The sequence below is a fragment of the Hominimerdicola intestinalis genome (assembly GCF_054655215.1).
The window spans coordinates 1-24,929 of the sequence record NZ_BAAHNZ010000006.1; the positions used below are offsets into that span (position 1 = coordinate 1).

Below are 24,929 nucleotides of genomic sequence, written 5' to 3' on the forward strand. Positions count from 1 at the left end.
TCACCTTTTTCCCCGTTTGTCAAGGGGAAAATCTCAGATTCGATAGATTAAACAAAATAAATCAATAAATTTGTGCAATTATATAACCTTTAACTACATTGTTGTCAGAAAAATTCCTGATTATTCAACAAAACTATCTTTGTTAGGTGATTTTCTGCTCAATTTCTTCACGAGCTTTTTTTAGGTAATATGATACCGTTCGCCTTGAAACACCCATTACGTCAGATATCTCGTCTATAGACATATTATAGTATATCTTATAGGTCAGTGCTGATTTATATCTCTCGTCAAGTGTCTTTACCGCTCTTATAAGTTCATTCAGATCCGCCTGCTCAAAAAAGTCAACCGAAGGTTCTTCCTCAGACATAAGACTTTCAATAGGAGTATTATATTTGGTGTTTTTTTCTCTCCTTACAACATTCAGAGCTGAATTTTTGACCGCTCTAATAAGATAAGGAATTTTATCCTCCTCATCAAGACTGCTGAACTTGGAAAACGTTTTTGCTACACCAAGAAAGGCGTCTGCAACAGCGTCCTCAGCAAGCACTTCACTTTTGCAGATATTGTAGGCGATCGTAAACATCTTTCCGCAGTTTTCTTCATATAAAAACTCAAACGCTCTTTTATCATCTTCTCTGTCAATCAGGACAAGGTATGATCCCAGCATTTTTTCCTCCTGCTTATATTATTACATATGACCTTCAATATCTGACACAATTAATATTTTACCACAAGCCTCGGTCTATGTCAAGCAAAAGCTTTGATAATCCCTTTATTTACGCATCTGAGTAAAAAACGGACCCGCTTTATTTAAAGCGGATCCGCTTGGATTTCTAAAATTATCTGCTTACTATTTTATAATATACCTTAGCCGTCAATGAATATATTAATGCATACATAAGCGCAAATACTGCAAAGCAGCCTGCGGTACATACAATATACAGCCTTGTATTATACAAATTAAGAAGAAACAGTATCTTTGAAATTATTGGGAAAGCAAAAACAACGTGTATTCCAGCAGTAATAAGAGGAAGGAAAAATACCGTCAGTATCTGAGAATGGATAGCCTGCTTCACCTCCGCTCCAGTCATTCCTACCTTCTGCATTATTTCAAATCGCTCCTTGTCCTCATAGCCCTCAGAGATCTGTTTATAGTATATAATAAGTATAGTAGCCATTGTAAACAGCGAGCCTAAAAATATTCCGAGGAAAAGCAAACCTCCGTATACTGCGCTGAAGCTTTTCTCCGAACCCGCTTTTCCGTCTACCATATAGCTGTAGCTTATTTCCCCGGAATTATAATCTGACAAGGCGTTACTTATATTATCAACCAGCTCCGTCTGCTCAGCTTCGTTTCCGCTGACGTCAGCGCCGATACAAAGCTTAATTTCAGACGCATTGTCCTTGTATATGCTTTTCTGCTTTTCAAATATATCCGTGACGATATCCATATCCTTTACTATTACAAAATGACTGCTGGTTATGTAAGCCGACATTATTCCATCTCCCGGAAAATCGCTTATCAATGACTTTACCCTGAATGTACTGTCAAATACCGTAAGAGTTTTTTCTTCGTATTTATCCCGGCTGTTTGAATAAACAAATACTTCGTCGTCCTCCAGCGTCTTTTCGCTTCCGGTAAGCTCATTATAATCGGCCAGAGGAATAATAAACAGGCTGTTTAGATTATTGAAATCTTCAAGATCGCTCTCATCGACCTCTCTTACCTCAAAAACGCTGCCGTTTCTCAGGGCGCTGAAATTTACATATCTATATGAGATCTGCTTTTTGATCGTCAATCCGCTTTTGTCTATCTCCTTGATCGCTGTATCTTCCGTTCTGTTATTTTCGTCTGCATTTGTATATATCATTATATCGAACGGATAACGGTGATTTATTATGTCCTCCATTCCTATCTGCATTGAAACTGTGGAGGAGATCATTACAAGAACCATAGTTGACAGAATACATATATTGGCAAGACCCACCGCATTCTGCTTCATTCTGTAGATCATTCCCGAAACGCTTATAAAGTGCCTCGTTTTATAATAGTACCTTTTGTTCTTCCTCAGAAGCTTTAGGAATACAATGCTTCCGGCTGTAAATACAAGATATGTTCCGATAATAACAAGCACTACCGCCAGAAAGAACAGCATAATTGCAGAAACCGGGTTCTGTGTTGTGACCGAAAGATAATAACCCCCTCCCAGACAGGCTAAGCCCAGCAATGCTATTATCCATTTTGCTTTCGGCTCTTTTTCTCCGCAGCTGCGGCTTCTTAGCAGCTCTATCGGCTTGGAGAAATGGATCTGCCTAAGCGAATTAAGGTAAATAAGCAGGAATATCGCAGAAAACAGTGCGACCGCAGACAATGCCGCGCGCTTAGAAACATAAAAACCCAGAGCTGCGTCTGCGTCCATTATTCTAAGTATAATAAGATACATTGCCTTATCGAGCAGTATTCCAAGTCCAAGTCCCAGCGCAAAGCTTATAATAACGATATACACGGTTTCCAGTCCGATAACCTTTGCGATATGCTTCTTTTCCATACCAAGGATACTGTAAAGTCCAAGCTCCTTTTTTCTCTGCTTCATCAGAAAGCTGTTTGTATAGAACAGAAAAACAACTGCAAATATGCCGACTATCCAGCTTCCGAGAGAAAGGGTAACCGCAATGGAATCTGCACCTACAAGACTGCTTATTCCTTCATTGAGCGAAAGAGAACGGATTATATAAAACATAGCGACGGTTAATATACTTGTAAAAATATAGGGGATATAAGTTTTTCCATTCTTTTTTATGTTGCCCGCCGCCAGCTTCGGATAAAACAGCTTATTCATCACGCTCACCGCCCGTTGAGATAACCGTAAGAGTATCCGAGATCTTCTGATACATATCCTCGTTTGAACAGGCTCCTCTGTAAAGCTGGTGGAAAACCTGTCCGTCCTTAATAAACAAAACTCTTCCCGCATGGCTTGCAGCCTTTACGGAATGAGTAACCATAAGTATCGTCTGACCGTCGGCGTTTATTTCTCCGAACAGCTTCAGAAGTCCGTCAGACGCACGGGAATCCAAAGCGCCGGTAGGCTCGTCAGCAAGCACCAGCTTCGGATAGGTAATAAGCGCCCTCGCAACGGCGGCTCGCTGCTTCTGACCTCCCGAAACCTCATAGGGAAACTTGTTCAGAAGCTCTGTGATCCTAAGCTTTTCGGCAATAGGCGAAAGCCGTATTTTCATCTGAGCATACTTCTCTCCCGCAAGCACCAGCGGCAGAAAGATATTATCCTGCAAGGTAAAGTTGTCCAGAAGATTGAAATCCTGAAAAACAAAGCCAAGGTTATCTCTTCTAAACGCCGATATTTCACGGTCGCTGACTGACGTAAGATTTATCCCGTCAAGTATTACCTCACCCGACGTGGGTTTATCAAGCGCCGCAAGAATATTCAGCAGGGTAGTTTTTCCCGAGCCGGACTCGCCCATTATCGCTACATATTCTCCCTCCTCCGCAGAAAAGGAAACGTCTGAAAGAGCGGTGACCTGATTGCCGCCGAAACGTGTGGTATAAATTTTTTTAAGGCTTCTTACCTCAAGTATTGACATTTTAGCTGCCTCCTATTTTTTTATTACAGCTTAATTATAACTTGTACCGCATAATATTAAAATCTATCCGTCTTACATTTCAGCCTGTCTGTCTTACATTTTTGTAAGGTCTATTCAATTTCAAGTCTGCTCCTGTTCATGTCAATGTAAACCCTCGTACCCGTTCCGATCTCTGATTCGGCATAGATCCTGTGATTCAGCTTTTCCGCCGCCTTCCTGCAAAGATACAGTCCCAGTCCTGTGGCTTTTTTATCCGCCCTTCCGTTATAACCCGTATAGCCCTTTTCAAATATTCTCGGAAGGTCCTCCGGTGCAATACCTATTCCGGTATCCGAAATACACAGAATATTATTCTCTACCGAAACCGTTACTTTTCCCTTATCGGTATACTTAACTGCATTTGAAAGAACCTGTTCTATTATAAATCCCAGCCATTTTTCGTCTGTAAGCGCCACGGCTTGTGTACCGCTGTATTCAAGCCTTATTTTCTTTCCGATAAACTGCGCTGCGTATTTTCTTACAGCCTGCTTTATTATATCGTCCAGCCTATAGGTTTTCAGCACAAGGTCATTGGATGAGCTGTCAAGGCGCAAATAGCATAAAACCATTTCAGCGTACTGCTCTATCCTGAACAGCTGAGATAAAAGCTCCTTGTTTTCCGGCTTATCCTCCTGCTGCAATATCATTCTCATAACGGCTATAGGAGTTTTTATCTGATGTATCCAAGCGGTATAAAAATCAACGCTCTCTGCTCGCTTTGTTTCCAGCTCGGTAAGCCTCTCGTTGCAGGAAAGCATAACTGAGCTTATTATTTCCCTATAGTCGCTCTCGATAAGAGATCTGCTTTCCGGCAGGCTGTCTGCAAGAAGAACGGCATTTTTTCTTATAATTTCAAGCTCTTTGTGCCTGCGCATATGCCTTATAAAGCATACTGTAAAAACTATAGAACCGATTGTCAAGCAAAGTCCGGAAGCGTAGATCACCGCCTCGGCTTCAAGCTCATAAAGCGAAAGCACTCCTGCAAAAACCGCCGCAAATACTATAAAAGAAGCTGTAACGGCAATATGCTCGCCAAGATATTTTATCAGTATTTTTAATGTGTTCATATTTTCAGTCCGTCCTCCTCTCAGGGCATTTCTGCAAATAATAAGCATATATTCATTCAATTATATATCCGCTGCCCGCCTTAGTCTTTATAAAATCCTTCAGCCCCGCCGCTTCCAGCTTTCTTCTCAGCCTTGTAATATTTACGGTAAGAGTATTTTCCTCAACATACGAATCGTTTTCCCACAGCCTTATCATAAGAGTATCACGGCTTACGACCTTGCCCCTGTTTTCCATAAGCGTCTGCATTATTCTGAAATCATTACGGGTAAGCTCTATCTTATTTCCGCCGTAAAACAGAGTTGCGTCGTTAAGATTCAGAACCGCGCCCTTATGCTCATAAACAGGAATTTTTCCGGCAACAACATAGGTTCTTCTCAGAACCGCCTGTAACTTTGCTATAAGCACATTTATATCAAAAGGCTTGGCTATAAAGTCGTCCCCTCCCATATTCATAGCCATTACTATATTCATATTATCAGAAGCCGAGGAAATAAATACAACCGGAACATTTGAAATTTTCCTTATCTCCGTACACCAGTGATAGCCGTTAAAAAACGGAAGCATAATATCCATCAGTACAAGATGAGGATCACAGGCAGCAAAATCGGCTGTAATGTTCTGAAAATTCTCCGCTCGCTTCACCTCGAAACCCCACTGCTTCAGCTGCTTCTCAACTGCCGCTGCCATTGCCGGATCGTCCTCTACAAGAAATATCCTATACATAAGCGTAAACCTCCTGCTAAGCTCTTTTATACAGTTTAACATACCCTGAGCCGTATTACAAGCGCAGTAAAACAAAAAATAAGCTGTGCTTCGGTAACCCCATAAAAAATCGGACAAACTCAGACCTCTCCAAGTCAAACTGCACCGCCGCGCTGTTTTAACAAAAAGAAATTCTGCGTCCGTCCGAATTGCCGATAAACCCTATTTCAAAGCTATCCAATCGATCTTACCTTTGAGCTGCATTGCTTATCTCTTTAAGCTCCCTGCCCTCTTTAAGCAGGCTGTGAAGCCTATCGTGATCCTCGTTTTCTATAGCGCTTCGGTAGTCCTCAAGGCACTTTATTATATGTGATATTTCACTGACCAGAGGTTTTTTGTTCATCATAAAAAGCGTAGTCCACATATCCTCGTTAAGCTTTGCTACCCGTGTAAGATCCTTGAAGCTGCCTGCCGAAAAACCAGCCTGCTTCATAAGGCTGGGACTTTTGACATAGGCGCTCGATACGATATGAGCAAGCTGCGATGTAAAAGCTATTACCTCGTCATGCTCATCAGGGGACGCTACAACGCATTTTGCAAAGCCAATATTATATGCAAGCTTTGAGATTTCCTTTACCGCAGACATAGGCGTATTGTCGGTAGGCGTCATAATAAAGCTTGCCTTTTCAAAAAGATTGTCCACAGAATACGCAAAACCCGAAAATTCCCGTCCCGCCATAGGATGACAGCCGAGAAAACGAACTCCCTCATCAGCAAGAAGCTTTTCTGAAGCAGTCACTATCTCTCCCTTTACGCCGCAGGTATCTATAACTATTCCGCCCTTTTTGAAACGTTTTTTGTTCTCCCTTATAAAATCTATAGTCTGCTGAGGATACAGGCATATTACGGCTACGTCGCACCTGTCCAATCCGTCAACGGAAATTTCACCGTCAATAGCCTCCTGCGACAGCGCCGCGGCTACAGTAGTTTTGTTTATATCGATCCCGAAACAGATATAGTCTGTATTTTTCTTTATCGCTTTCGCAAGCGAACCTCCGATAAGTCCGAGTCCAACTATTCCGATCTTCATAGAAACGCCTCCGCTTTAATGCTTTTGTGCTTTTATCTATTAAATTATATCATTATGTTCTAAGTTTGTCAAGGCGCTGATAAAAATTATTTTATCGCAGTTTTTACATAAGGCTTCCTTTTATTGCCGGAATATAGCCGAACATGCAAGGGCAAACTATTTACAAACCATAAAGCTTAAAATCAGCTTTATTATAATTCCATATTAAACAGAAAAAATACAGTGAAAGGAGATATGCTTCCGACCGGAGAAGCATGGTGAACGATATGTCAAAGCAAGGAATGAAGCGTCCTGAAATAACCGATATACCACCTAAGAAAAGACCTCCCGAGGTACCGGAGATCCAAGGAAAAGCAAAGCACGGAAAAATCCGCGCCAACCCTATTATTGCCGGTACAGAGCCTCCCTCTCTGAAGGTCTTTCATACTCAGCCGTTTTCCAAAGGAAATGCCGCAAATTACGATGTGATCACAGGTGAGATAGATAAGCCTATATCCGAAGTATACGCCGTTATCGACAACGATCTTGCAAGAGATAATCTTGAAAACGATATTCCCGACGCCGATCTTCAGGATCTCTGAATACTTTACAGTACCGTAAAGACTGCCCCTGTATGAAAGCAGCATAGGCAGTCTTTTTATATGCTTATTTTTCTGCAAATTTAAAAAGGGATATTATCCGCATAAGCTTTTTAAGTACGCTGCCGGTATCCCATGACTTTTCAGAGCCGTGCTTATTTATCTCTGAACCTGATAAGCTTATCCCTGTTATTTTTCCGAAGCTTAGCTTGATCTCCTCTTGAAAAATAAGGTTTATGACTGTACAACCTTTCCCAGGATCATGCATTATTATCTTCCTCCTCTGTTATTAATCTTGCGCAGCGTTCAATGCGCTCTGCTTATATAATTATAATGCGTTCTGATAAGTCCACCTTACTTATCAGAGCTGTTAGACCATAGTCACATTATACAACATTATATTGCATTTTTGTATTGAAAACCCAGAAATATACCCGTAAAAGCCGGATCATCTCACAGCCTTGACGGGTATATTGACAATTTATCTGATTTTATCTGCAAAAAGGGGTTGACAAACGCAATTTAATGTTGTATTATCTTGCATTTTACAGATCAAGGCTTTCCAATCTTCTCCTCTGGGTTTCCTTTGAAGCTTTTGTATATATTCTGGTAGTTTCTATTGAGCTGTGACCCAGAATATCTGCAAGTTCCACAAGATTATTAAAGGTTTTCATATATTCTCTTGCAAACATATGCCTGAAATTATGAGGATAAACCTTCGATACTTCAATTCCCGAATACCCTGCGATCCGCTTAAGATTCCGCCAGACTACAGAACTGTCAGTCGGAGCGGTACGCTTCTTGTTCATAAATATCTCTCCGCTGCAAATCCCTGTTTTGACGCAGTATTCCTCTAAAGAACATCGCAGCTTTTCAGGTATAAGCACATGACGCAGCTTCGCTTTATGATAAATTTCCGTACAGCCGCTTTCCAAACTTTGCACTGTAATAAACTTCAGCTCTCCGACTCGTATTCCCATGCTTCCCAGACATCTCATAATAAGATACCATTTTTCCTCTCCGTGAGCTAAAGCGCATTCAAGCATTTTTACATACTCCTCACGCGAAAGCTCAGATGGACTGTAATAAATTTTCTGGCATTTTATAAGAGCCATTCTCAGATCGCTCCTGCCGCACCACTGCATATAAAGGTTAAGAGAGATAAGATATGAATTTACAGTTCCGCTTTTGTAAACTGCCGAAAGATAGTCTTTATATTGTAAAACCAAATTAAAATCGATCTTTCCGCCGTCCGCAAAATCATAGAATTGTTTAACATCTCTTAAATACTTGGCAATTGTTCTTTCCCCAAGCTGACGCCGTACAAGATATTCAGAATACGGCTTGCTATTGTCTTCAAAGCTGTTTATCTGCACAACAAAAACTCCTCTGATTTCTTATTCTAAATTTCCGAGAAGTTCAGTATCTACAAAGCTGACATTCTTAAAATCGTTACTTCACCTGTTAAACTCAGAATAATAATGAGCCTGTATTTATAATAACTTCTTGTTTTTGATTTCAATGTTATAATTATACAATAGATTATTTTCAAAAGCAATAATTTTTGTTGTAAAATTCAGATATATGTCTTAATTTCTATAAATATGTCTAAATGCCTCATTATAATTTGTGCATTTTTACAATAAATGTATTTTATTTCCGACATTTTTCGACATATTTTAGGCAAAAAGTATTTATAGCTATTAAACGCAGTATCCTTTAAATTATCCGAATATAAAAGCAAAAACAGGGGAAAATAAAATATAAAGAAAAGAAAAATTTATATAAAAGGAGCGTTAATAAGCTATGATAATAAATGTTACAAAGGATAATTTTAATAAAGAGGTGCTTGAAAGCTCAGTTCCGGTCCTTGCTGATTTCTGGGCGGCGTGGTGCGGCCCCTGCAAAATGTTCTCTCCGATATTTGAAGAAGCCGCAGCCGAACTGTCCGAAAAAGCAAAGGCTGTAAAAATAGATATCGACAGTCAGAACGAACTGGCGGAAAAATACGGAGTTATGAGCATACCTACTTTTATGATATTTAAAAACGGACAGCCTGTTCAAAAATCCGTTGGACTTATTTCAAAAGAAGAGATCCTCGAAATTTTTAAAAATGCAGAAAGATGAAAATAAAAGAAATAATAATAATCGGAGCGGGAGCAGCCGGACTGACATCGGCTATTTATGCTTCGAGGGCAATGCTGGATTTTTGCGTTATTGAAAAATCGGCATTGAGCGGCGGACAGATAATAAATACCTCCGAGATAGATAATTATCCCGGCTTTATAAGCACCACAGGAAGCGAACTGTCAATAAAGCTGAGAGAACACGCCGAAGCCTGCAATACCAGTTTTATTCAGGACAATGTACTGGAAATACGCAAGGAAAACGGGATCTTTTCTGTAAAATGCGATAAAGAAACCTACAGTGCGAAAACAGTTATCGCCGCCTGCGGAGCAGTCAGAAAAAAGCTCGGCGCCGAGGGCGAGCAGCGGCTTGCAGGCAGCGGAGTAAGCTACTGTGCGGTATGCGACGGAGCATTTTTCAAGAATAAGACAGTTACCGTAGTCGGCGGAGGAAATACCGCCGCCGAGGAAGCGCTTTATCTATCAAAAATTGCCCGTCAGGTATATCTGGTTCACAGGCGTGACAAGCTGAGAGCAGGAAGAGCGCTTCAGATCAGGATCAATGAAGCCCCTAATATTCAGCTTGTTTTTAACAGTACAATAACGGAGGTAACCGGAGATAATAAAGTATCCGGCATACGCTTGGATCAAAACGGTTCGTCTTCTTTTATCAATACCGACGGTGTTTTTATAGCAATCGGAATTTCGCCTCAGTCGGAGCTTTTGAAAGGACTTGCTGAGCTGGACAAGCAGGGTTTTATTATTGCAAGGGAAAACTGCGAGACCTCTCTGCCGGGACTATTCGCCGCAGGAGATATACGCACAAAGCCGCTCAGACAGATCGTAACTGCCGCCGCTGACGGAGCAGCTGCCGTTTCATCGGCGGAAAAATATCTGAACAGCTGATGCAAAGCTGCGTTCAAATAAACTGAGCGCAGCTTTTTTTATGCGCAGACTATTGATTTTATAGACTATTTATGCTATTATGTTAAATAGCTAAACCGAATAAAAATACATATGAAACGGAGGAAGCTTGCAGAGCCAACGTCTGTAAGCGTAAATATGAACAAAAGAATACTCAAGCGCCTGTTTTCCTTTGCTATGGCTGCGGTAATGACCTGTACTGCCGCCGGCTGCGGAAAATCAGAGGACAAAAAGTCCGACGAACCGTCAGCAAGAGTTACCGTCGACGGAACGAAATTCATGGTTGACGGTAAAGAGCTGTGGATAAACGGAGTCAATACCCCGTGGCAAAAATGGAACGATTTCGGCGGAGATATGGACGAAGCGTTCTGGGATAAAACATTTGCACAGCTTGCCGAGGACGGTATAAACTGCACTAGGATATGGGTAAATTGTCAGGGCGAAAATATCGTACGCCTTAAAACAACAGGCGGCATTAAGGAAATAAAAGCGGTTCACTGGGAAAACCTAGATAAACTATTTGAGATCGCCAAAAAGCACAAGGTCTACGTTATGGCTACACTGCTTTCCTTTGACCACTTCAAGGGCGGCGACAACGGAAGCGGAGATAAGTGGCGGGCGCTTGTAAGCAATAAGGAGACCTGTGATGAATTTGCAGAGAAATATGTGGGCGAATTTTGCAAAAGATACGGCGATAACGAATACCTTTTCTCAATTGATATTATGAATGAGCCTGACTGGGTATATGAAAACGAGGAATGCGGCAATATACCTTGGGATAATCTTTCCTACTTTTTCGGAAAATGCGCCGCTGTAATACATGAAAAATGCGATACGCTGGTTACAGTAGGGATAGGAATAATAAAATATAACTCTGATAAGTATGACGGCAATAAGGTATCCGATGAATATCTGAAGGAGCTTACCGGAAACGATAAGGCTTATCTGGATTTCTACAGTACTCATTATTATATGTGGCAAAGACAATGGTACGGCTTCCCGTTTACCGTTACTCCCGAAGAATTCGGTCTGGCTGCATCAAAGCCCTGCGTTGTAGGCGAAACCTCCAACGATGACGAAAAACAATGCAAGCTGACTCTTACTGAAAAATACAAGACCGCCTACGAAAAGGGCTGGAACGGCGTAATGGTATGGATGGAACCGCAGGAAAACGGAGAATGGTACTGCTACAACCTTACTCAGGAAGCTTCAAAGGCAATGCTTGAGATGATACCCGACAAGATCTACCCGCTGGGAAATAACAAATAATTTTTCTTATTTACAGTAATTAAAGCTACACATTACAAAAGGACGGCAGAACTTTTACTGCCGTCCTTTATTTATATTCCTTGTCAGCTTTTCGGCGTACTTCTTGAAAACAGTGCCGTAATAAATCCGAATACTATAGCCGCGCATATTCCCGCCGCTGCCGCAGTAAGTCCTCCGGTAAAAATTCCGAGAAAACCGTTTTCGTCAACCGCTTTCCTTACACCGTCCGCAAGCAGATAACCGAAGCCTGTAAGAGGAACGGTAGCTCCTCCGCCGGCCTTATCTATTATCGGCTTGTAAAGACCCAGCGCTCCCAAAATTACTCCGCCGACAACATACGCTACAAGTATCCTGGCTGGAGTAAGCTTTGTATAATCTATCAATATCTGTCCGACGGCGCAGAAAAGTCCGCCTATTAAAAATGCCCATAAATATTCCATTGCTTATGACTTCCTTCCTTATTGATCTTCTCCGCTCTCATGAGAGAGCCAAACCGAATGAGCGATGGAGGGTATAGATTCGCCCTGCTGATTAACTGTCGGCGACATAAGCGCACCCGTTGCCGTAAATAAAATATTCCTGATCGCTCCGCTTCTCAGCTTAGGCAGGAAATATCCGCAGAGAACGCTTCCTGCACAGCCGCAGCCGCTTGCACCGGCATGAACGTCCTGGTTCTCAAAGGAATACAGCATAAGTCCGCAGTCCTTGTGATTATCACGGATATTTATATTTTCCCTTTCAAACAGCTCGCAGAGGATACGACTTCCTACCTTGCCGAGATCTCCCGTTACGATAGCGTCGAAATCAGAGGGCTTTTTACCCGTATCCTTAAAAAACTGATTTATTGTTTCAAATGCCGCAGGAGCCATTGCCGCCCCCATATTATTTGCGTCTGATACTCCCAGATCCACGATTTTTCCTACTGTACAGGCTCTGACATAGGGAGGATTCTCTTTCCCGGACACCACCAGCGCTCCCCCGGCAGTCGCGGTATACTGGGAAGTCGGAGTACGCTGTCCTCCGTAATTAAGGGGAAACCTGTACTGTCTTTCCGCAGTACAGAAATGAGAGGAGGTAACTGCAAGCGCTTTATCTGCATAGCCTCCGTCAACGAAAACCGAGGACATAAGCAGTCCCTCCGCCATTGTGGAACAGGCTCCGTAAATTCCAAGAAAGGGTATTTCAAAATCCCTGATCCCGTAAGTCGTTCCTACGCACTGATTGAGCAGATCGCCTCCAAACATAACGTCTATATCATCATAGGACAGCCGCGCTTTCTGAACGGCATGAATCACCGCCTGCTTCTGAAGCTGGCTTTCTCCCTTTTCAAAAGTGTCTGCCGACATATACGGATCCTCGTTTATCTTGTCAAAATAATCGCTTAAAGGCCCCTGGCTTTCCATCTTTCCGCCGATAGCAGCGGAAGATATTACGCTTGGGGTATTTTTAAGAATTTTAGTAGCTCTGCTCAAGCTGATCCCTCCGTTTAAATTTCTTTGGAATTATTTTGCGCAGGCTTAATAAATTTATTCGTAAAGTTTGATTTTTATTGAAAGATGTGCTACAATAAATGCAGCTTTATCGAAAGGTAGTATAAATATGTCAAATACGGTTAAAATAAATTATCAGAAACAGCTTGACGATCTGATCTCAAAGTTTGAAAAAGGCGGAGAAACGCCGTCATTGCTGCTTCACAGCTGCTGTGCGCCCTGCTCGTCATATACTCTGGAATATCTATCTGAATTTTTCAGTATCACTGTTTATTATTATAATCCGAATATTTATCCTGAAGAAGAATACAGAAAGCGGGTCGAGGAGCAGAAGCGGTTTATTTCCGAATTTCCGGCTGAAAATAAAATAAGCTTTATAGAAGGAAGCTACCGTCCGGAAGAATTTCTCAATGCGGTAAAAGGTCTTGAAGAAGCTGAGGAGGGCGGAGAGCGCTGCTTTATTTGCTACCGTCTGAGGCTTGAAAGCGCCGCACGTCTGGCAGCGGAAAAAGGCTTTGATTATTTCACAACTACCCTTTCTATATCGCCGTACAAAAACGCTCAAAAACTAAATGAAACCGCTTCTGAGCTGTCAGAAATATACAGCGTAAAAAGCCTTCCCTCGGATTTTAAAAAGAAAAACGGCTACAAGCGTTCTATAGAACTGTCGTCACAGTACGGACTTTACCGTCAGGATTACTGCGGCTGCGTCTTTTCAAAGCGCGATCGGCAGCGCAGAACTGAAAACAATACCCAGCTCAACGCTCAATATAAAAAATAACGGACGGACAAAACCGCCTATTCAAAAACAGCATTGTGCTGCGTAAGAATAGGGTCAGCTGTGTCCGCCCGTTTTATTAACAGGCTGTTATTTACGCGGTTTACTTTTGATCGTTTTCGTCAGAAAGCTCGGATATTATCTGAATAAAGGAATCTACGTCATTAAAATCCTTGTAAACCGACGCAAACCGCACATACGCCACATGATCCAGCTTTTTCAGCTCCTGAAGCACTTTATCGCCGATCTCGCTGGTAGTAGTTTCGGTCTGCATGGCGTTAGCATAGGTATTTTCTATATCGTCCACAAGGGCGTTTATATCGTCTACGCTGACAGGGCGCTTTTTTATTGCGCTCTGGAGTCCTTTAAGAAGCTTCATTCTGTCAAAAGGCTCAAAGCTTCCGTCTCTTTTGTAAACCATAAGCAGCGGCTTTTCAACTACCTCATAAGTAGTAAACCTTCTGCCGCAGTTGGTACATTCGCGCCTGCGCCTTTTTTTGCCCTCGCTGGGACGGGAATCAATAACCTTTGTATCTTCATAATTGCAAAACGGACATCTCATATAAACCTCCCATGCCGTATCTCTGCCTTTCAGCAGCGGACACGGGCTCGCCTCCCTTTCCTGATCAGTACATTAATTCAGAATCTCAGATATAGCGCTTCTTTTTTATTTATTATACCACAAGTTGTATATAAATGCAAGACTTTTTTTTGAAAATTTCATTAGTTGTGTACAATAAAATGTACTTTTCAGCTTATTTGTATATTTTACATAACAAATCAGAAAATCTTCTTGTAATTTTTACAGATCGTGATATAATATAGTTATAGTCCAAAGCTGTAAAAAAATATTTTCAGGAGGTAAGCTATGAAGTATGTATGCGAAATCTGCGGTTATATCTACGACCCAGAAGCCGGAGATCCCGACAGCGGAGTTGCTCCCGGAACCAAATGGGAGGACGTTCCCGAGGATTATGTATGCCCCCTCTGCGGAGTAGGCAAGGATCAGTTTTCACCGGAAGAATAACCCTAAAGCCGTTTCCGTTTCTGCGGAGCGGCTTTTTTGCTTTATATGTGAACATTCGTACTTGATTTTTCTTTGAATATATGCTATAATATTTATAGAAGAAATTATCGGATAGGAGGGGATATTTTTGCGTATTCTCGGAATCGACCCGGGGTATGCAATAGTCGGCTACGGAGTGCTGGATTACAGCGGAGGAGTATTTTCCGTTGCAGGCTTCGGAGCTATAACGACAGGCGCGGATATGCCCTTCAATAAACGTCTGAAAACCATATACGACGATATGTGTGAGATAATAGATACATACTCTCCGGACGAGCTTGGCATAGAAAAGCTATTTTTCAACTCAAATGAAAAAACCGCTATCGACGTTGCTCAGGCAAGAGGAGTTACGCTTCTTCCTGCAATACAAAAAAGTATACCCATATATGAGTATACTCCTCTTCAGGTCAAATGCTCAATAGTAGGATACGGCAGAGCGGAGAAAAAACAAGTGCAGGAAATGACAAGAACAATGCTTCATCTGAAATCAGTCCCAAAGCCCGACGACACTGCCGACGCCGTAGCTATCGCCATTACGCACGGTCTTTCGGTAAACAGCAGGAGGATCATGGACAAGGCAGGACTTAAATAAAATATCTGAAAGCGAGGAAACCCATATCAAATGGGGCTATAAAAATGATATATTCACTGAGCGGAAAACTTATACATACCGAAGCGGAGCTTGCCGTGGTGGAATGCGGCGGAGTAGGCTACGCCTGTAAAACGACCCTTTCTACGCTGCAAAAGATAGCCGGCGAAGAAAAAGTCACTTTGCTTACATATATGAGCGTAAGAGATGACGCCGTAGAGCTTTTCGGCTTTGCGGACAAGGAAGAACTGAGAGCTTTCAGACTGCTTATTTCAGTATCCGGAGTAGGCCCTAAGGCAGGACTTGCCATACTGTCGGCAATGAACCCTCAGCAGTTTGCGCTTTCTGTCGCAACCTCCGATTCAAGATCCTTTACTCAGGTAAAGGGAATAGGCAAAAAGACCGCCGAGCGCATATGCCTTGAACTCAAGGACAAGGTAGCCGGCGAAACTATCTCTGTCAGAGGACAGGCTTCCGCAGCTGTACCTATGGCAGGCGGAAATATAGGAGAGGCGATAACGGCGCTGGAGGTGCTCGGATATTCTGCGGCAGAGGCGGCAGGAGCAATCGCTCAGCTTGACCCACAGCTGCCCGTCGAGGAGCTTATCAAAAAGGCTCTGATAGGACTGGCAAGGTTTTGAATTCAATTATGAAAGGATAATGCTCCGTAAGGGAGCATACGGTAAAGCAATGAAAAAACTACTTATACTTGCAGCGGCGGCTGTTATGGCGCTTTCTTTCTCCGCCTGCGATAAAAAGGACGGAAGCTCGGATAAGGACAGCGTAAACTCGTCTAAAGCGTCAGGCTCGGAAAAAATAATCCCCGAAGATTTTATGCGTTCATGTGCCTATGAGCTTACCTCCCTGACACAGACCACAGCAAAAGAGATTTCTGCGGAAGAGCTTGGCCTTTCAGATGAGGATATTGCCGAATTTTATACGTCGGTTGCAGAGGCAGAGCTTTCTGAGCCTGACAAGCTGACCGTCTACGCACTGTCTGAAAACCAGGTGAACAGCTATATGCAGACGGCGGGATACTCCGGAGATTCGTTTTCCGACGAAGCCTATGCCGCACTGACTAAAAAAATCACCGCCTCTCTGGGAGGTCTGTTAAATTCACAGACGGGAGTTTACGAGGCAGCCGCAGGCTCTGCACTCAGTTCCAGCAAAGCGTTTCCCGCTCCCAAGGGATTTGAGGGAAGCTATCTTATGATCATAAACTGGAAGGATCTTTCAGCCGCTGTTTCCTTTTACGACGAAGGCAACGGAGCCGTTCTCGCCCAGTATACTCCGGTTTTTGCGGATACAGATACAATAGATATAACCCTGACTCAGTTCGGTCTGAACGAAACCAAACAGGACATCGAGCCGTAAAACGGTCAGAGCCTCAGGAAAGGACATTGAAATGATTGAAAAAGGCGATTTTGATATAGAAAACAGAATAGTCGCTACGAAGCAGACCGAAGCCGATACTACCGACGATTTTGAGATAAATCTCCGTCCGAAGACCCTTGCTGAATATATAGGTCAGGAAAAGGTAAAGGAGAACCTTTCGGTCTATATTCAGGCGGCAAAAAAACGCGGCGACAGTCTTGACCATATACTTCTGTACGGACCTCCGGGGCTTGGAAAAACCACTCTTTCAACCATAATCGCTCACGAAATGGGCGTAAATATACGAACGACTTCAGGCCCTGCTATAGAAAAGCCGGGAGATCTTGCAGCTATACTTACCAATCTGGAAAAAGGCGATGTGCTTTTTATCGACGAGATACACAGACTTTCAAGACAGGTAGAAGAAGTTCTCTATCCGGCTCTTGAGGATTACGCTCTTGATATTATTATGGGAAAAGGCCCTGCGGCCAGATCTATACGAATAGAACTGAATAAGTTTACTCTTGTAGGAGCGACTACCAGAGCAGGGCAGCTTACCTCCCCGCTCAGGGACAGGTTCGGAGTTATTGAACGTCTGGAGCTTTACAGTCCTGAACAGCTGTGCGAAATAATAATGCGCTCCGCTGTGATACTCGGCGTTCCCTGCGACAGGGAAGGAGCTCTGGAGCTTGCTTCACGCTCCAGAGGAACTCCGAGAATAGCCAACCGCTTTCTGAAAAGGGTACGGGACTTTGCGGAGGTTATGGGAAACGGAAAGGTAACTAAGGATATTGCTAAGATAGCTCTTGACCGCATGGAGGTAGACAGACTGGGTCTTGATAATCTTGACCGGAGAATGCTAAGTATGATAATTAAAGGTTACGGCGGAGGTCCGGTAGGTCTTGATACTCTGGCTTCTGCAATAGGAGAAGAAGCCGTTACCCTTGAAGACGTCTGCGAGCCGTATCTCATGCAGCTTGGTTTTATTTCAAGAACTCCCAGAGGCCGCTGCGCAACTCAGCTTGCTTATGATCATCTGGGAATACTCAAAGACGGGCAAACGACACTGTAAATATCAAACGCCGAAGGAAGCGCAGTAAGCTTACTCTTCGGCGTTTATTTCTGAACTAGCCTGTCCCTAAGCGGCGAAAACCACAGCCTTTGAGCAACAGCGCCCGTAAGCGCACCCGTTATTACCGAGCATATCAGCAAAGCAGGCAGAAGTGAAATCACCGCAGTATTTTCTATAAGTATGTACGCTGCAGCAAGCTGCCCAAGACTGTGAGCAGCAGCGCCCAGTACCGATACCGCCCATATCTGCCGTCTGTCCATAATATTCACAGTAAGCGCCATTACCGCAAATGCCGCCGCTCCTCCGAAAAGAGAGAACATAAAAGATGCGGCAGTTCCGCAGAAAACTGCTCCCAGAACTATTCTTATAAGCTGTACAGCCCCTGCCGATCTCCTTGAGATCATCAGCATTGCTATAAGCGTAACAACGTTTGAAAGCCCAAGCTTGACTCCCGGTATCCAGATAGGAGGAAGCTGTGCTTCGATAGTAAAAACCGCAAGAGCCAATCCCGCAAGCACTCCGGTCAGTGCAATTTTTCTCGATCTCATTTTATTTCCATATTCCCGCGTGAAATATGTACTCCCTTCAATTTTTACGGATACTATCCGAAAAGGCTCAGCCTTGCTTCTCCTTAACTGTGACCGCCAATCTGTGAGGAGCGCAAATTATCGAACCTTCGTGCGAAAGCCTGCCGTAATTGATACAGTCGTGATTTGCGCAGTCTGCGTCAGATATCCATATCTCGTTATTCTGCCAGCATACTGTGTTATAACCGTTATCTGTCTTTACAGTAAACTTTTCAAGGTCCTGCCCTGAAATATCATCTATTTCTTTAACAAGCGCTCCTTCGGAATAGATCTCGGCGTACAGCTCGCCTTTCCGTCCGTTTCTAATTAGCAGAAATCCTGCGCATATAAGTATCAAAACAGCAAAAACAGACCCCCATATTATGTTCCTTTTATCCATTCAAGCACTTCCCTCCGCTATTTCCGAGTATATCACACACCGCCAAAAAGGTCAAGTGTGAAAAAAATTGTACTCAAATAGTTACAAAGCGCTTACATTGATTGCCGCTAGGTAACAACTGTCCAATTAAACTCACCGTATCAATTACTTTTTGATTACAAACATAATAAAAATCAAAGAAAATTATCGAAAACTGCGAATTTTATTCCGTTTACTATTGATTTTTTTAAACGTTTGTGGTAAACTATTAGAAGTATTAATGTTTTTACCAAAGAATTTTTCAGTATTATTACTGTTTGTCTATAAATATTTTTCTTGCACAGAAAAATAGCTGTGATTTTGTACTTATTTTTCTATATAATGTTAGTGATTTTAAATCATTTCAGAGAATTTTTTTATTTATGCTTTTATTTTCCTGATTTCTGTGCTATAATATACGGGTGTTTTACAGTAAAACATCCGTAAAATTAAGGAGTGTGTACAACTTTGGATAAGTTTGTTATAAACGGCGGTATCCCCCTGCACGGAGAGGTCAATATAAGCGGAGCAAAAAATGCTGCTGTAGCACTGGTAGCCGCAACGATTTTATGCGACGAGCCGTGTGTGCTTGAAAACGTTCCCGAAATAAGCGATATTACTATCTGTATGAAAATACTTAAATCTATGGGAGCGGACATCAGACTTATCAACAAAAACACCGTTTCCTTTGATACAAGAGGAATAAAGATCCCAAGAGTTCCCTATGAGCTGGCTCGTTCAATGAGAGCGTCCACATATTTTCTGGGAACGCTTCTCGGTCGTTTTCATGAAGCCTACGTCGCTATGCCGGGCGGCTGCGATCTTGGCGACAGACCTATCGACCAGCATCTGAAGGCTTTCAGATGTCTTGGAGCGACCGATGATATCGAAAACGGAGAAGTTCACTGCATAGCTGACCGGCTGATCGGCTCGCAGATATACTTTGATTTCAACACAGTAGGCGGAACGATAAATGCTATAATGGCTTCTGTAAAGGCAAAGGGTCTGACTATTATCGAAAACGCCGCCAAGGAACCGCATATAGTAGACCTTGCCAACTTCCTAAACTCGATGGGCGCAGATATAAGAGGCGCCGGAACAGACGTTATCAAGGTAAGAGGCGTCGATCATCTCAAGGGGATCACCTATGGTATCATTCCCGACCAGATCGAAGCCGGAACTTATATGGTAGCTGCCGCCGCTACGAGAGGCGATGTTCTTATAAAGAATATTATTCCCAAGCACCTTGAATCAATTACCGCAAAGCTCAGAAAGGTAGGAGTTTCCGTTGTTGAGAACGACGAAAGCGTCAGGGTATTTATAGACGGTCCACTGATGAAAACCTCGCTTAAAACAATGCCTCACCCCGGGTTTCCTACAGATATGCAGCCTCAGTTCTCTACGCTTCTCACTCTTGCCGATGGTACAAGCATAGTTACCGACGATATTTTTGACAACCGATTCAGGTATGTTTCAGAGCTTAGAAGAATGGGCGCAGATATCTCCGTAGACGGAACCGTAGCTGTTATTCAGGGTACAGGCGAGCTAAAAGGCGCTCCCGTTGTCGCTACCGACCTCAGAGCAGGAGCAGCTATGATAATCGCAGGACTTGCCGCAAAGGGCACTACTGAAATTGAAAATATCCACTTTATCGAAAGAGGCTACGAGTGCATAGACGAAAAGCTTATGCAACTGGGTGCAGATATAAAACGCGTTCATGTTACTGAAATAAACGCTTCTCAGATGAGCGGCTGATATAAAAATCATTCGGGATGTTCGGGGGAATTTTGGTCGGCAGATCTCCTCGGCGTCCTGTTTTACTGTAATAAACTAAGACTGCGAAAAGTCGAAATCATATTAAGGAGGTCAAATTCCTTAACAGGAATACGGTAACAAATATGAGTAATAAAAAAACTCTGTATATTTCCGATCTTGACGGTACTCTGCTTAACGACAGCGCAGAGCTGAGCGAAAAAAGCAGACAACTTCTGAACTGCGCCACGGAGAACGGAACAATGTTTACAGCCGCTACCGCCAGAACTCTTGCCTCTGCCAGAGTTATACTTAAAGGACTTACACTGAAAATTCCCATAATACTGATGAACGGAGTGCTTATATACGATTTTAACGCCGAGGAATATATTTTCAAGGCTGTTCTCGGTACAGATACAGTTAAGAAAATTATCTCCGCCCTAAGAGAGTGCGCAGCGGACGCCTTTATGTATACCATTGAGAAAAATTCAATGCACACCTACTATGAACGGCTTTCGGGACAGGTAATGTTGGATTTTTATAATGAACGCCGTGTAAAATACTATAAATCCTTTACTCAAACAGAAGATTTTCTTTCTTTAGACGGTAAGAATATAATTTATTTTACCGTAATAGCTCCGTATGAAAGGCTTGCTCCGCTTTATAAAAGAGTTTCAGAGATCGACGATATAGAAATTTCCTTCTACAGCGATCATTATTCAAAGGAGATATGGTACATTGAGATCTTCTCCGCCGAGGCATCTAAAAGAAAAGCGGTTCAGTATCTGAGAAAGCTTATAATGCCCGAAAGAATCGTCTGCTTCGGAGATAATCTTAACGACCTGCCAATGTTTGAAGAAGCGGATAAGTCGATAGCCGTTAAAAACGCTGTTTCCCAGGTCAGAGCAAGGGCGGACGAAATAATCGGAGCAAATACCGAAAATTCAGTAGCACAGTATATATACAGCAGGTCGGCTGCGGTCTGTACCGATAAATAATCAAGGAAACGGAGGACGTCCGATACAGTCAGATTCGGACAACGCTTTATGGCAAGATTTTACCCGTTGTTTTCCTCCAGTAAGGGAAACTCGTCATACATAGGAAACGAAAATTCAGGAATACTTATCGACGCAGGCGTTTCGTGCAAGCGACTTGTTTGCGCTCTGGAGAACAACGGAATTTCCCCCGAAGCTGTTCAGGGTATCTTTATTACCCATACTCATTCCGACCATATATTCGGACTGAAGATCCTTACAAAGAAATATAATATTCCCGTTTACGCCCAGACGGTAAACCTTGAGATCCTTGCCGCCTCGGATAAGGTAGCGCCGGACGCAGCTATGTATTCGGTAGACGGAAGGGAAATAGAGGTAGGAGGCTTCTGTATAAACAGCTTTGAAACTCCTCATGATACTCCTGCAAGCTGCGGCTACAGGATAGTCTGCCCCGACGGGAAGGTAATAGTGACTTGTACCGACCTCGGAGAGATAACTCCTGAGGTGGATGAAAATCTTACAGGCGCAGATATGGTACTGCTCGAATCCAACTATGATGAAAAAATGCTGAGAAACGGCTCATATCCCTACATACTAAAGCAGAGGATAGCCTCCTCTCACGGTCACCTTTCCAATTCAGACTGCTCCAGACAGCTGAAAAAGCTGATAAAGGGAGGAACCTGCCGCTTTGTTCTGGGGCATTTGAGCCAAGAAAATAATACGGCGTTTATTGCAGAAAACTCCGCCGTAGGCTTTCTTGACGAGTTCAGAAGAAACCGTGATTATCTTCTGGATATAGCCGCTCCGGACGGAAACGGAATGGCGGTGGCGTTTTGATAAAAATAAATATCGTTACAGTCGGAAAGCTCAAGGAAAATTACTGGCGCGATGCAGCTGAAGAATATTCAAAGCGTCTAAAATCGTTCTGTCAGCTTGAAATAGCCGAGCTTGCGGAAGCAAGACTTTCCGATAACCCGTCCGAAAAGGAAATAACTGCGGCTTTATCAGCAGAAGCTAAAGCTATAAGCGCCTATACGGACAGAAAATCCTCTTATAATATTGCAATGTGCATTGAGGGCGGCCAGCTTTCAAGCACAGAGCTTTCGGAAAGACTGTGCCGCTGCGGAACGGACGGCTATTCAACGGTAAATTTCATTATCGGCTCATCATTCGGAATAAGCGACGAAATAAAGAAAAAAGCACATTTAAAGCTTTCAATGTCTGAAATGACCTTTCCTCACCAGTTGGCAAGGATCATGCTGCTGGAACAGGTCTACAGAGCCTTTCAGATCGAAGCTCACACAAAATATCATAAATAAAAAGGGAACGGAGCAATTCCGTTCCCTTGAATTTTTACTGTGAAATCCCGTGTTTTACCCTGTCCTCAACCTCGCTGCGCTTAGCGTTGTTGAAGCGGTCTACCGTACCTACCAGATAGCCTGTGATCCTGCGTATTCTCTGGAAAGGAACATCAGCGAAACGGTACTGTATATCAACAAAATCTCCGTCAACATTAAGCTCGATCCCCTCAATAGTCTTTTCCGGGTAAAGCTCATGCGCCCTTGTGATATAAGCGTTTATTTCAGCCTGTGAAAGCTCTCCGTTCGTTACTTTTACGTCAACCATTTTCCTTACCTCTCTTAATCCTCTAATTAATTTAACTTTACTTTTGCAAATCAATTTCACACTTGTTGTGCTGTAATTAGTATTATACCACTATATATTGTGTTTGTCAATAGCGTGTTTGTCATTTTAAGCATTGCTTTTTTGTATACATTTCACATTTGGTTAAGCCTGAAAACAATAAACAGCGCCCCAACCGCTTGGACAGGGCGCTGTCATTAATAAAAGTACTATTCTCCTATAGGCTTTATGACTTTATTGTAAATATTTCTCATAAACAATACGGAGCAGACAACAGAGGCGATCTCTGCGATCGGGAACGCCCACCAAACATAGTCAACATTGCCCAGCTTGGAAAGCAGATACGCTGCCGGGAGAAGTACCACAAGCTGACGGGTTATGGATATGAACATTGAAAATACACCGTGGCCAAGCGCCTGAAGCGACGAACTGATAATAATGCAGAAGCCGGCAAACAGAAAGCTTATGCTTATAATTCTCAGCGCAGTTACGCCCATCGACATCATTGTTTCCGAAGCGTCGAACATACCCAGCAAAACCCCCGGTATAAGCTGCATAAGCGCAAAGCCGATCACCATAAGGATCATTGCGTAGACTATGGATATTTTTATCGAATCGGTCATTCGCTTTTTATTTCTTGCACCGAAATTGTATGAAAGCACCGGAACCATTCCGTTGTTAAGTCCGAATACCGGCATAAACACAAAGCTCTGAAGCTTGAAATACGCTCCCAGCACCGCCTGAGCAGTATCTGCAAAGCCGCCCAGTATCCTGTTCATACCGAAGGTCATTACCGAGGTTATCGACTGCATAATAATTGAAGGTATACCGACCGAGTATATCTTTCTGATTATCCTTCCGCAGGGACGGAAGCCCTTCATACTCATGTTTATCTCTTTATTGAATTTTATATTGAACACAAGTCCCATTGCCATAGCAGCGATCTGCCCTATTACAGTAGCAGCAGCCGCACCCGCAATTCCCATTTTCGGAAAAGGACCTAAGCCGAATATAAGGCAGGGATCCAGAATAATATTGATTATCGCTCCCGCACCTTGAGTAAACATTGTATACATAGTGCGGCCTGTCGACTGAAGCAGACGCTCGAAGGTTATCTCAAAAAAGATACCGAAGCCTGCGACAAGGCAAATCGTAAGATACTCTACTCCGTATTCAACTATCTCGCTGTTATTCGACTGAGCTTCAAAAAAGATTCTTGTAAAGAAAAGTCCGAAAACGACAAAGATCAGACAGTGAATTACTGTAAGAAAAATTCCGTTGTGAGCCGTTTTGTTGGCGTCATCCAAATTCTTCTCACCGAGGGATTTTGAAAGCAGGGCGTTTATTCCGACACCAGTTCCGGCAGCGACCGCTATCATAAGATTCTGGACCGGAAACGCCAGAGATACCGCAGTAAATGCATTCTCGCTTATTTTTGACACAAAAATACTGTCTACTATGTTATACAACGCCTGAATAAGCATTGAAACCATTATAGGCAGCGACATTGAAAGTATCAGCTTATTTATAGGCTGAATACCCATTTTATTCTCATTGACAGCCTGTCCGCTCATTAAATTATCACGCCTTTCCGTCCTTACCCTTTAAGGACACATCATTAAATCAATTTTCTAACCTTTTAATTATAACATAAAACGACCTTTTTTTAATGAATATAGCATGAAAGAACTGATAAATTTAAACAGGAGCTTTGCGATTTTCCACTAGTTTGATAAAAGTCAAATATTAAAAAGTTATATAATTAAAACGAATTGTGCGGCCTGCTATT

General features: G+C 42.8%; 29 protein-coding genes. 14 read left to right on the forward strand and 15 right to left on the reverse strand.

Features of this window, described 5'->3' with window-relative positions:
• Positions 1-142: 142 nt before the first annotated feature.
• The 6 genes from ACYQ0H_RS06795 to ACYQ0H_RS06820 form a co-directional block, all read right to left on the reverse strand.
• Positions 143-667: an RNA polymerase sigma factor gene (locus ACYQ0H_RS06795; protein WP_459812091.1), complete on the reverse strand. Its 525-nt coding sequence runs from the start codon at positions 665-667 to the stop codon at positions 143-145.
• 172 nt (positions 668-839) lie between these two features.
• Positions 840-2,840 carry an ABC transporter permease gene (locus ACYQ0H_RS06800; protein ID WP_459812092.1) on the reverse strand — a complete coding sequence of 667 codons (2,001 nt, stop codon included), beginning with the start codon at positions 2,838-2,840 and terminating at the stop codon, positions 840-842.
• Positions 2,833-3,600 carry an ABC transporter ATP-binding protein gene (locus ACYQ0H_RS06805; protein ID WP_459812093.1) on the reverse strand — a complete coding sequence of 256 codons (768 nt, stop codon included), beginning with the start codon at positions 3,598-3,600 and terminating at the stop codon, positions 2,833-2,835. Before ACYQ0H_RS06805 ends, ACYQ0H_RS06800 begins: the two co-directional genes overlap by 8 nt.
• A 110-nt stretch (positions 3,601-3,710) precedes the next feature.
• The gene (locus tag ACYQ0H_RS06810) at positions 3,711-4,706 is read right to left on the reverse strand and encodes a sensor histidine kinase (RefSeq protein WP_459812094.1); all 996 of its coding nucleotides are present in this window, start codon (positions 4,704-4,706) and stop codon (positions 3,711-3,713) included.
• A gap of 52 nt (positions 4,707-4,758) precedes the next feature.
• A complete protein-coding gene (locus ACYQ0H_RS06815; protein ID WP_459812095.1) occupies positions 4,759-5,430 on the reverse strand; it encodes a response regulator transcription factor in 672 nt (223 codons plus the stop codon).
• Between the two features lie 226 nt (positions 5,431-5,656).
• On the reverse strand, positions 5,657-6,499 hold the full coding sequence (locus tag ACYQ0H_RS06820) for a prephenate dehydrogenase (RefSeq protein WP_459812096.1): 843 nt from the start codon (positions 6,497-6,499) through the stop codon (positions 5,657-5,659).
• Positions 6,500-6,753: 254 nt separating this feature from the next.
• On the opposite strand from ACYQ0H_RS06820, the gene ACYQ0H_RS06825 reads away from it, so the two are divergent.
• Positions 6,754-7,080: a hypothetical protein gene (locus ACYQ0H_RS06825; RefSeq protein ID WP_459812097.1), complete on the forward strand. Its 327-nt coding sequence runs from the start codon at positions 6,754-6,756 to the stop codon at positions 7,078-7,080.
• Between the two features lie 64 nt (positions 7,081-7,144).
• Here ACYQ0H_RS06825 and ACYQ0H_RS06830 read toward each other — a convergent pair whose 3' ends face one another.
• Both ACYQ0H_RS06830 and ACYQ0H_RS06835 read right to left on the reverse strand, forming a co-directional pair.
• The gene (locus ACYQ0H_RS06830) at positions 7,145-7,345 is read right to left on the reverse strand and encodes a hypothetical protein (RefSeq protein ID WP_459812098.1); all 201 of its coding nucleotides are present in this window, start codon (positions 7,343-7,345) and stop codon (positions 7,145-7,147) included.
• A gap of 277 nt (positions 7,346-7,622) precedes the next feature.
• On the reverse strand, positions 7,623-8,453 hold the full coding sequence (locus ACYQ0H_RS06835) for a tyrosine-type recombinase/integrase (protein ID WP_459812099.1): 831 nt from the start codon (positions 8,451-8,453) through the stop codon (positions 7,623-7,625).
• 430 nt (positions 8,454-8,883) lie between these two features.
• Here ACYQ0H_RS06835 and trxA point away from each other — a divergent pair, with 430 nt between their 5' ends.
• The 3 genes from trxA (at position 8,884) to ACYQ0H_RS06850 (ending at position 11,396) form a co-directional block, all read left to right on the forward strand.
• Positions 8,884-9,204, forward strand: a complete 321-nt coding sequence (gene trxA / locus ACYQ0H_RS06840; RefSeq protein WP_459812100.1) for a thioredoxin — start codon at positions 8,884-8,886, stop codon at positions 9,202-9,204.
• The gene (trxB, locus tag ACYQ0H_RS06845) at positions 9,201-10,109 is read left to right on the forward strand and encodes a thioredoxin-disulfide reductase (protein WP_459812101.1); all 909 of its coding nucleotides are present in this window, start codon (positions 9,201-9,203) and stop codon (positions 10,107-10,109) included. The genes trxA and trxB overlap by 4 nt, the downstream gene beginning before the upstream one ends.
• 111 nt (positions 10,110-10,220) lie before the next feature.
• A complete protein-coding gene (locus ACYQ0H_RS06850; RefSeq protein ID WP_459812102.1) occupies positions 10,221-11,396 on the forward strand; it encodes a cellulase (glycosyl hydrolase family 5) in 1,176 nt (391 codons plus the stop codon).
• 83 nt (positions 11,397-11,479) lie between these two features.
• Here the strand turns inward: ACYQ0H_RS06850 and spoVAE are convergent, their stop codons facing one another.
• Both spoVAE and spoVAD read right to left on the reverse strand, forming a co-directional pair.
• The gene (gene spoVAE / locus ACYQ0H_RS06855; protein WP_459812103.1) at positions 11,480-11,836 is read right to left on the reverse strand and encodes a stage V sporulation protein AE; all 357 of its coding nucleotides are present in this window, start codon (positions 11,834-11,836) and stop codon (positions 11,480-11,482) included.
• 18 nt (positions 11,837-11,854) lie between these two features.
• Positions 11,855-12,868, reverse strand: coding sequence for a stage V sporulation protein AD (gene spoVAD / locus ACYQ0H_RS06860; protein ID WP_459812104.1), 1,014 nt, complete (start codon positions 12,866-12,868; stop codon positions 11,855-11,857).
• 127 nt (positions 12,869-12,995) lie between these two features.
• Here spoVAD and ACYQ0H_RS06865 point away from each other — a divergent pair, with 127 nt between their 5' ends.
• Positions 12,996-13,667: an epoxyqueuosine reductase QueH gene (locus ACYQ0H_RS06865; protein ID WP_459812105.1), complete on the forward strand. Its 672-nt coding sequence runs from the start codon at positions 12,996-12,998 to the stop codon at positions 13,665-13,667.
• Positions 13,668-13,767: 100 nt separating this feature from the next.
• Here ACYQ0H_RS06865 and nrdR read toward each other — a convergent pair whose 3' ends face one another.
• Entirely contained in the window at positions 13,768-14,226 is a 459-nt protein-coding gene (gene nrdR / locus ACYQ0H_RS06870; RefSeq protein WP_459812106.1) for a transcriptional regulator NrdR, read from the reverse strand.
• 306 nt (positions 14,227-14,532) lie between these two features.
• On the opposite strand from nrdR, the gene rd reads away from it, so the two are divergent.
• The 5 genes from rd to ruvB all read left to right on the forward strand — a co-directional run bounded on the left by rd (position 14,533) and on the right by ruvB (position 17,765).
• Positions 14,533-14,691: a rubredoxin gene (gene rd, locus ACYQ0H_RS06875; protein ID WP_459812107.1), complete on the forward strand. Its 159-nt coding sequence runs from the start codon at positions 14,533-14,535 to the stop codon at positions 14,689-14,691.
• Positions 14,692-14,818: 127 nt separating this feature from the next.
• Positions 14,819-15,322, forward strand: coding sequence for a crossover junction endodeoxyribonuclease RuvC (ruvC, locus tag ACYQ0H_RS06880; RefSeq protein WP_459812108.1), 504 nt, complete (start codon positions 14,819-14,821; stop codon positions 15,320-15,322).
• Between the two features lie 44 nt (positions 15,323-15,366).
• Positions 15,367-15,960 carry a Holliday junction branch migration protein RuvA gene (gene ruvA / locus ACYQ0H_RS06885; protein ID WP_459812109.1) on the forward strand — a complete coding sequence of 198 codons (594 nt, stop codon included), beginning with the start codon at positions 15,367-15,369 and terminating at the stop codon, positions 15,958-15,960.
• Positions 15,961-16,009: 49 nt separating this feature from the next.
• Positions 16,010-16,693 carry a hypothetical protein gene (locus ACYQ0H_RS06890; protein ID WP_459812110.1) on the forward strand — a complete coding sequence of 228 codons (684 nt, stop codon included), beginning with the start codon at positions 16,010-16,012 and terminating at the stop codon, positions 16,691-16,693.
• A 31-nt stretch (positions 16,694-16,724) separates the two neighbouring features.
• Positions 16,725-17,765: a Holliday junction branch migration DNA helicase RuvB gene (ruvB, locus tag ACYQ0H_RS06895; protein ID WP_459812111.1), complete on the forward strand. Its 1,041-nt coding sequence runs from the start codon at positions 16,725-16,727 to the stop codon at positions 17,763-17,765.
• Positions 17,766-17,809: 44 nt separating this feature from the next.
• Here the strand turns inward: ruvB and ACYQ0H_RS06900 are convergent, their stop codons facing one another.
• Both ACYQ0H_RS06900 and ACYQ0H_RS06905 read right to left on the reverse strand, forming a co-directional pair.
• A complete protein-coding gene (locus tag ACYQ0H_RS06900) occupies positions 17,810-18,313 on the reverse strand; it encodes a Gx transporter family protein (RefSeq protein ID WP_459812112.1) in 504 nt (167 codons plus the stop codon).
• Between the two features lie 67 nt (positions 18,314-18,380).
• Positions 18,381-18,731: a NusG domain II-containing protein gene (locus ACYQ0H_RS06905; protein WP_459812113.1), complete on the reverse strand. Its 351-nt coding sequence runs from the start codon at positions 18,729-18,731 to the stop codon at positions 18,381-18,383.
• Positions 18,732-19,217: 486 nt separating this feature from the next.
• Here ACYQ0H_RS06905 and ACYQ0H_RS06910 point away from each other — a divergent pair, with 486 nt between their 5' ends.
• From ACYQ0H_RS06910 to rlmH, 4 genes are all read left to right on the forward strand, one after another.
• Positions 19,218-20,504, forward strand: a complete 1,287-nt coding sequence (locus ACYQ0H_RS06910; RefSeq protein WP_459812114.1) for a UDP-N-acetylglucosamine 1-carboxyvinyltransferase — start codon at positions 19,218-19,220, stop codon at positions 20,502-20,504.
• Between the two features lie 143 nt (positions 20,505-20,647).
• Positions 20,648-21,499, forward strand: coding sequence for an HAD family hydrolase (locus ACYQ0H_RS06915; protein WP_459812115.1), 852 nt, complete (start codon positions 20,648-20,650; stop codon positions 21,497-21,499).
• 48 nt (positions 21,500-21,547) lie between these two features.
• Complete coding sequence (locus ACYQ0H_RS06920) at positions 21,548-22,333, forward strand: MBL fold metallo-hydrolase (protein ID WP_459812116.1); 786 nt, start codon at positions 21,548-21,550, stop codon at positions 22,331-22,333.
• The gene (rlmH, locus tag ACYQ0H_RS06925; RefSeq protein WP_459812117.1) at positions 22,330-22,815 is read left to right on the forward strand and encodes a 23S rRNA (pseudouridine(1915)-N(3))-methyltransferase RlmH; all 486 of its coding nucleotides are present in this window, start codon (positions 22,330-22,332) and stop codon (positions 22,813-22,815) included. The genes ACYQ0H_RS06920 and rlmH overlap by 4 nt, the downstream gene beginning before the upstream one ends.
• Positions 22,816-22,849: 34 nt before the next feature.
• Here rlmH and nrdD read toward each other — a convergent pair whose 3' ends face one another.
• Positions 22,850-23,122, reverse strand: a complete 273-nt coding sequence (gene nrdD, locus ACYQ0H_RS06930) for an anaerobic ribonucleoside-triphosphate reductase (protein WP_459812118.1) — start codon at positions 23,120-23,122, stop codon at positions 22,850-22,852.
• A gap of 227 nt (positions 23,123-23,349) precedes the next feature.
• Complete coding sequence (locus ACYQ0H_RS06935; RefSeq protein WP_459812119.1) at positions 23,350-24,714, reverse strand: MATE family efflux transporter; 1,365 nt, start codon at positions 24,712-24,714, stop codon at positions 23,350-23,352.
• Between the last annotated feature and the right edge of the window lie 215 nt (positions 24,715-24,929).

Bases quoted from the DNA above. Each gene is read 5' to 3' on its own strand.
- ACYQ0H_RS06795 (WP_459812091.1), bottom strand. From the start codon at position 667: ATGCTGGGATCATACCTTGTCCTGATTGACAGAGAAGATGATAAAAGA.
- ACYQ0H_RS06800 (WP_459812092.1), bottom strand. From the start codon at position 2,840: ATGAATAAGCTGTTTTATCCGAAGCTGGCGGCGGGCAACATAAAAAAG.
- ACYQ0H_RS06805 (WP_459812093.1), bottom strand. From the start codon at position 3,600: ATGTCAATACTTGAGGTAAGAAGCCTTAAAAAAATTTATACCACACGT.
- ACYQ0H_RS06810 (WP_459812094.1), bottom strand. From the start codon at position 4,706: ATGAACACATTAAAAATACTGATAAAATATCTTGGCGAGCATATTGCC.
- ACYQ0H_RS06815 (WP_459812095.1), bottom strand. From the start codon at position 5,430: ATGTATAGGATATTTCTTGTAGAGGACGATCCGGCAATGGCAGCGGCA.
- ACYQ0H_RS06820 (WP_459812096.1), bottom strand. From the start codon at position 6,499: ATGAAGATCGGAATAGTTGGACTCGGACTTATCGGAGGTTCGCTTGCG.
- ACYQ0H_RS06825 (WP_459812097.1), top strand. From the start codon at position 6,754: ATGGTGAACGATATGTCAAAGCAAGGAATGAAGCGTCCTGAAATAACC.
- ACYQ0H_RS06830 (WP_459812098.1), bottom strand. From the start codon at position 7,345: ATGCATGATCCTGGGAAAGGTTGTACAGTCATAAACCTTATTTTTCAA.
- trxA (WP_459812100.1), top strand. From the start codon at position 8,884: ATGATAATAAATGTTACAAAGGATAATTTTAATAAAGAGGTGCTTGAA.
- trxB (WP_459812101.1), top strand. From the start codon at position 9,201: ATGAAAATAAAAGAAATAATAATAATCGGAGCGGGAGCAGCCGGACTG.
- ACYQ0H_RS06850 (WP_459812102.1), top strand. From the start codon at position 10,221: ATGAAACGGAGGAAGCTTGCAGAGCCAACGTCTGTAAGCGTAAATATG.
- spoVAE (WP_459812103.1), bottom strand. From the start codon at position 11,836: ATGGAATATTTATGGGCATTTTTAATAGGCGGACTTTTCTGCGCCGTC.
- ACYQ0H_RS06865 (WP_459812105.1), top strand. From the start codon at position 12,996: ATGTCAAATACGGTTAAAATAAATTATCAGAAACAGCTTGACGATCTG.
- nrdR (WP_459812106.1), bottom strand. From the start codon at position 14,226: ATGAGATGTCCGTTTTGCAATTATGAAGATACAAAGGTTATTGATTCC.
- rd (WP_459812107.1), top strand. From the start codon at position 14,533: ATGAAGTATGTATGCGAAATCTGCGGTTATATCTACGACCCAGAAGCC.
- ruvA (WP_459812109.1), top strand. From the start codon at position 15,367: ATGATATATTCACTGAGCGGAAAACTTATACATACCGAAGCGGAGCTT.
- ACYQ0H_RS06890 (WP_459812110.1), top strand. From the start codon at position 16,010: ATGAAAAAACTACTTATACTTGCAGCGGCGGCTGTTATGGCGCTTTCT.
- ruvB (WP_459812111.1), top strand. From the start codon at position 16,725: ATGATTGAAAAAGGCGATTTTGATATAGAAAACAGAATAGTCGCTACG.
- ACYQ0H_RS06900 (WP_459812112.1), bottom strand. From the start codon at position 18,313: ATGAGATCGAGAAAAATTGCACTGACCGGAGTGCTTGCGGGATTGGCT.
- ACYQ0H_RS06905 (WP_459812113.1), bottom strand. From the start codon at position 18,731: ATGGATAAAAGGAACATAATATGGGGGTCTGTTTTTGCTGTTTTGATA.
- ACYQ0H_RS06915 (WP_459812115.1), top strand. From the start codon at position 20,648: ATGAGTAATAAAAAAACTCTGTATATTTCCGATCTTGACGGTACTCTG.
- ACYQ0H_RS06920 (WP_459812116.1), top strand. From the start codon at position 21,548: ATGGCAAGATTTTACCCGTTGTTTTCCTCCAGTAAGGGAAACTCGTCA.
- nrdD (WP_459812118.1), bottom strand. From the start codon at position 23,122: ATGGTTGACGTAAAAGTAACGAACGGAGAGCTTTCACAGGCTGAAATA.
- ACYQ0H_RS06935 (WP_459812119.1), bottom strand. From the start codon at position 24,714: ATGAGCGGACAGGCTGTCAATGAGAATAAAATGGGTATTCAGCCTATA.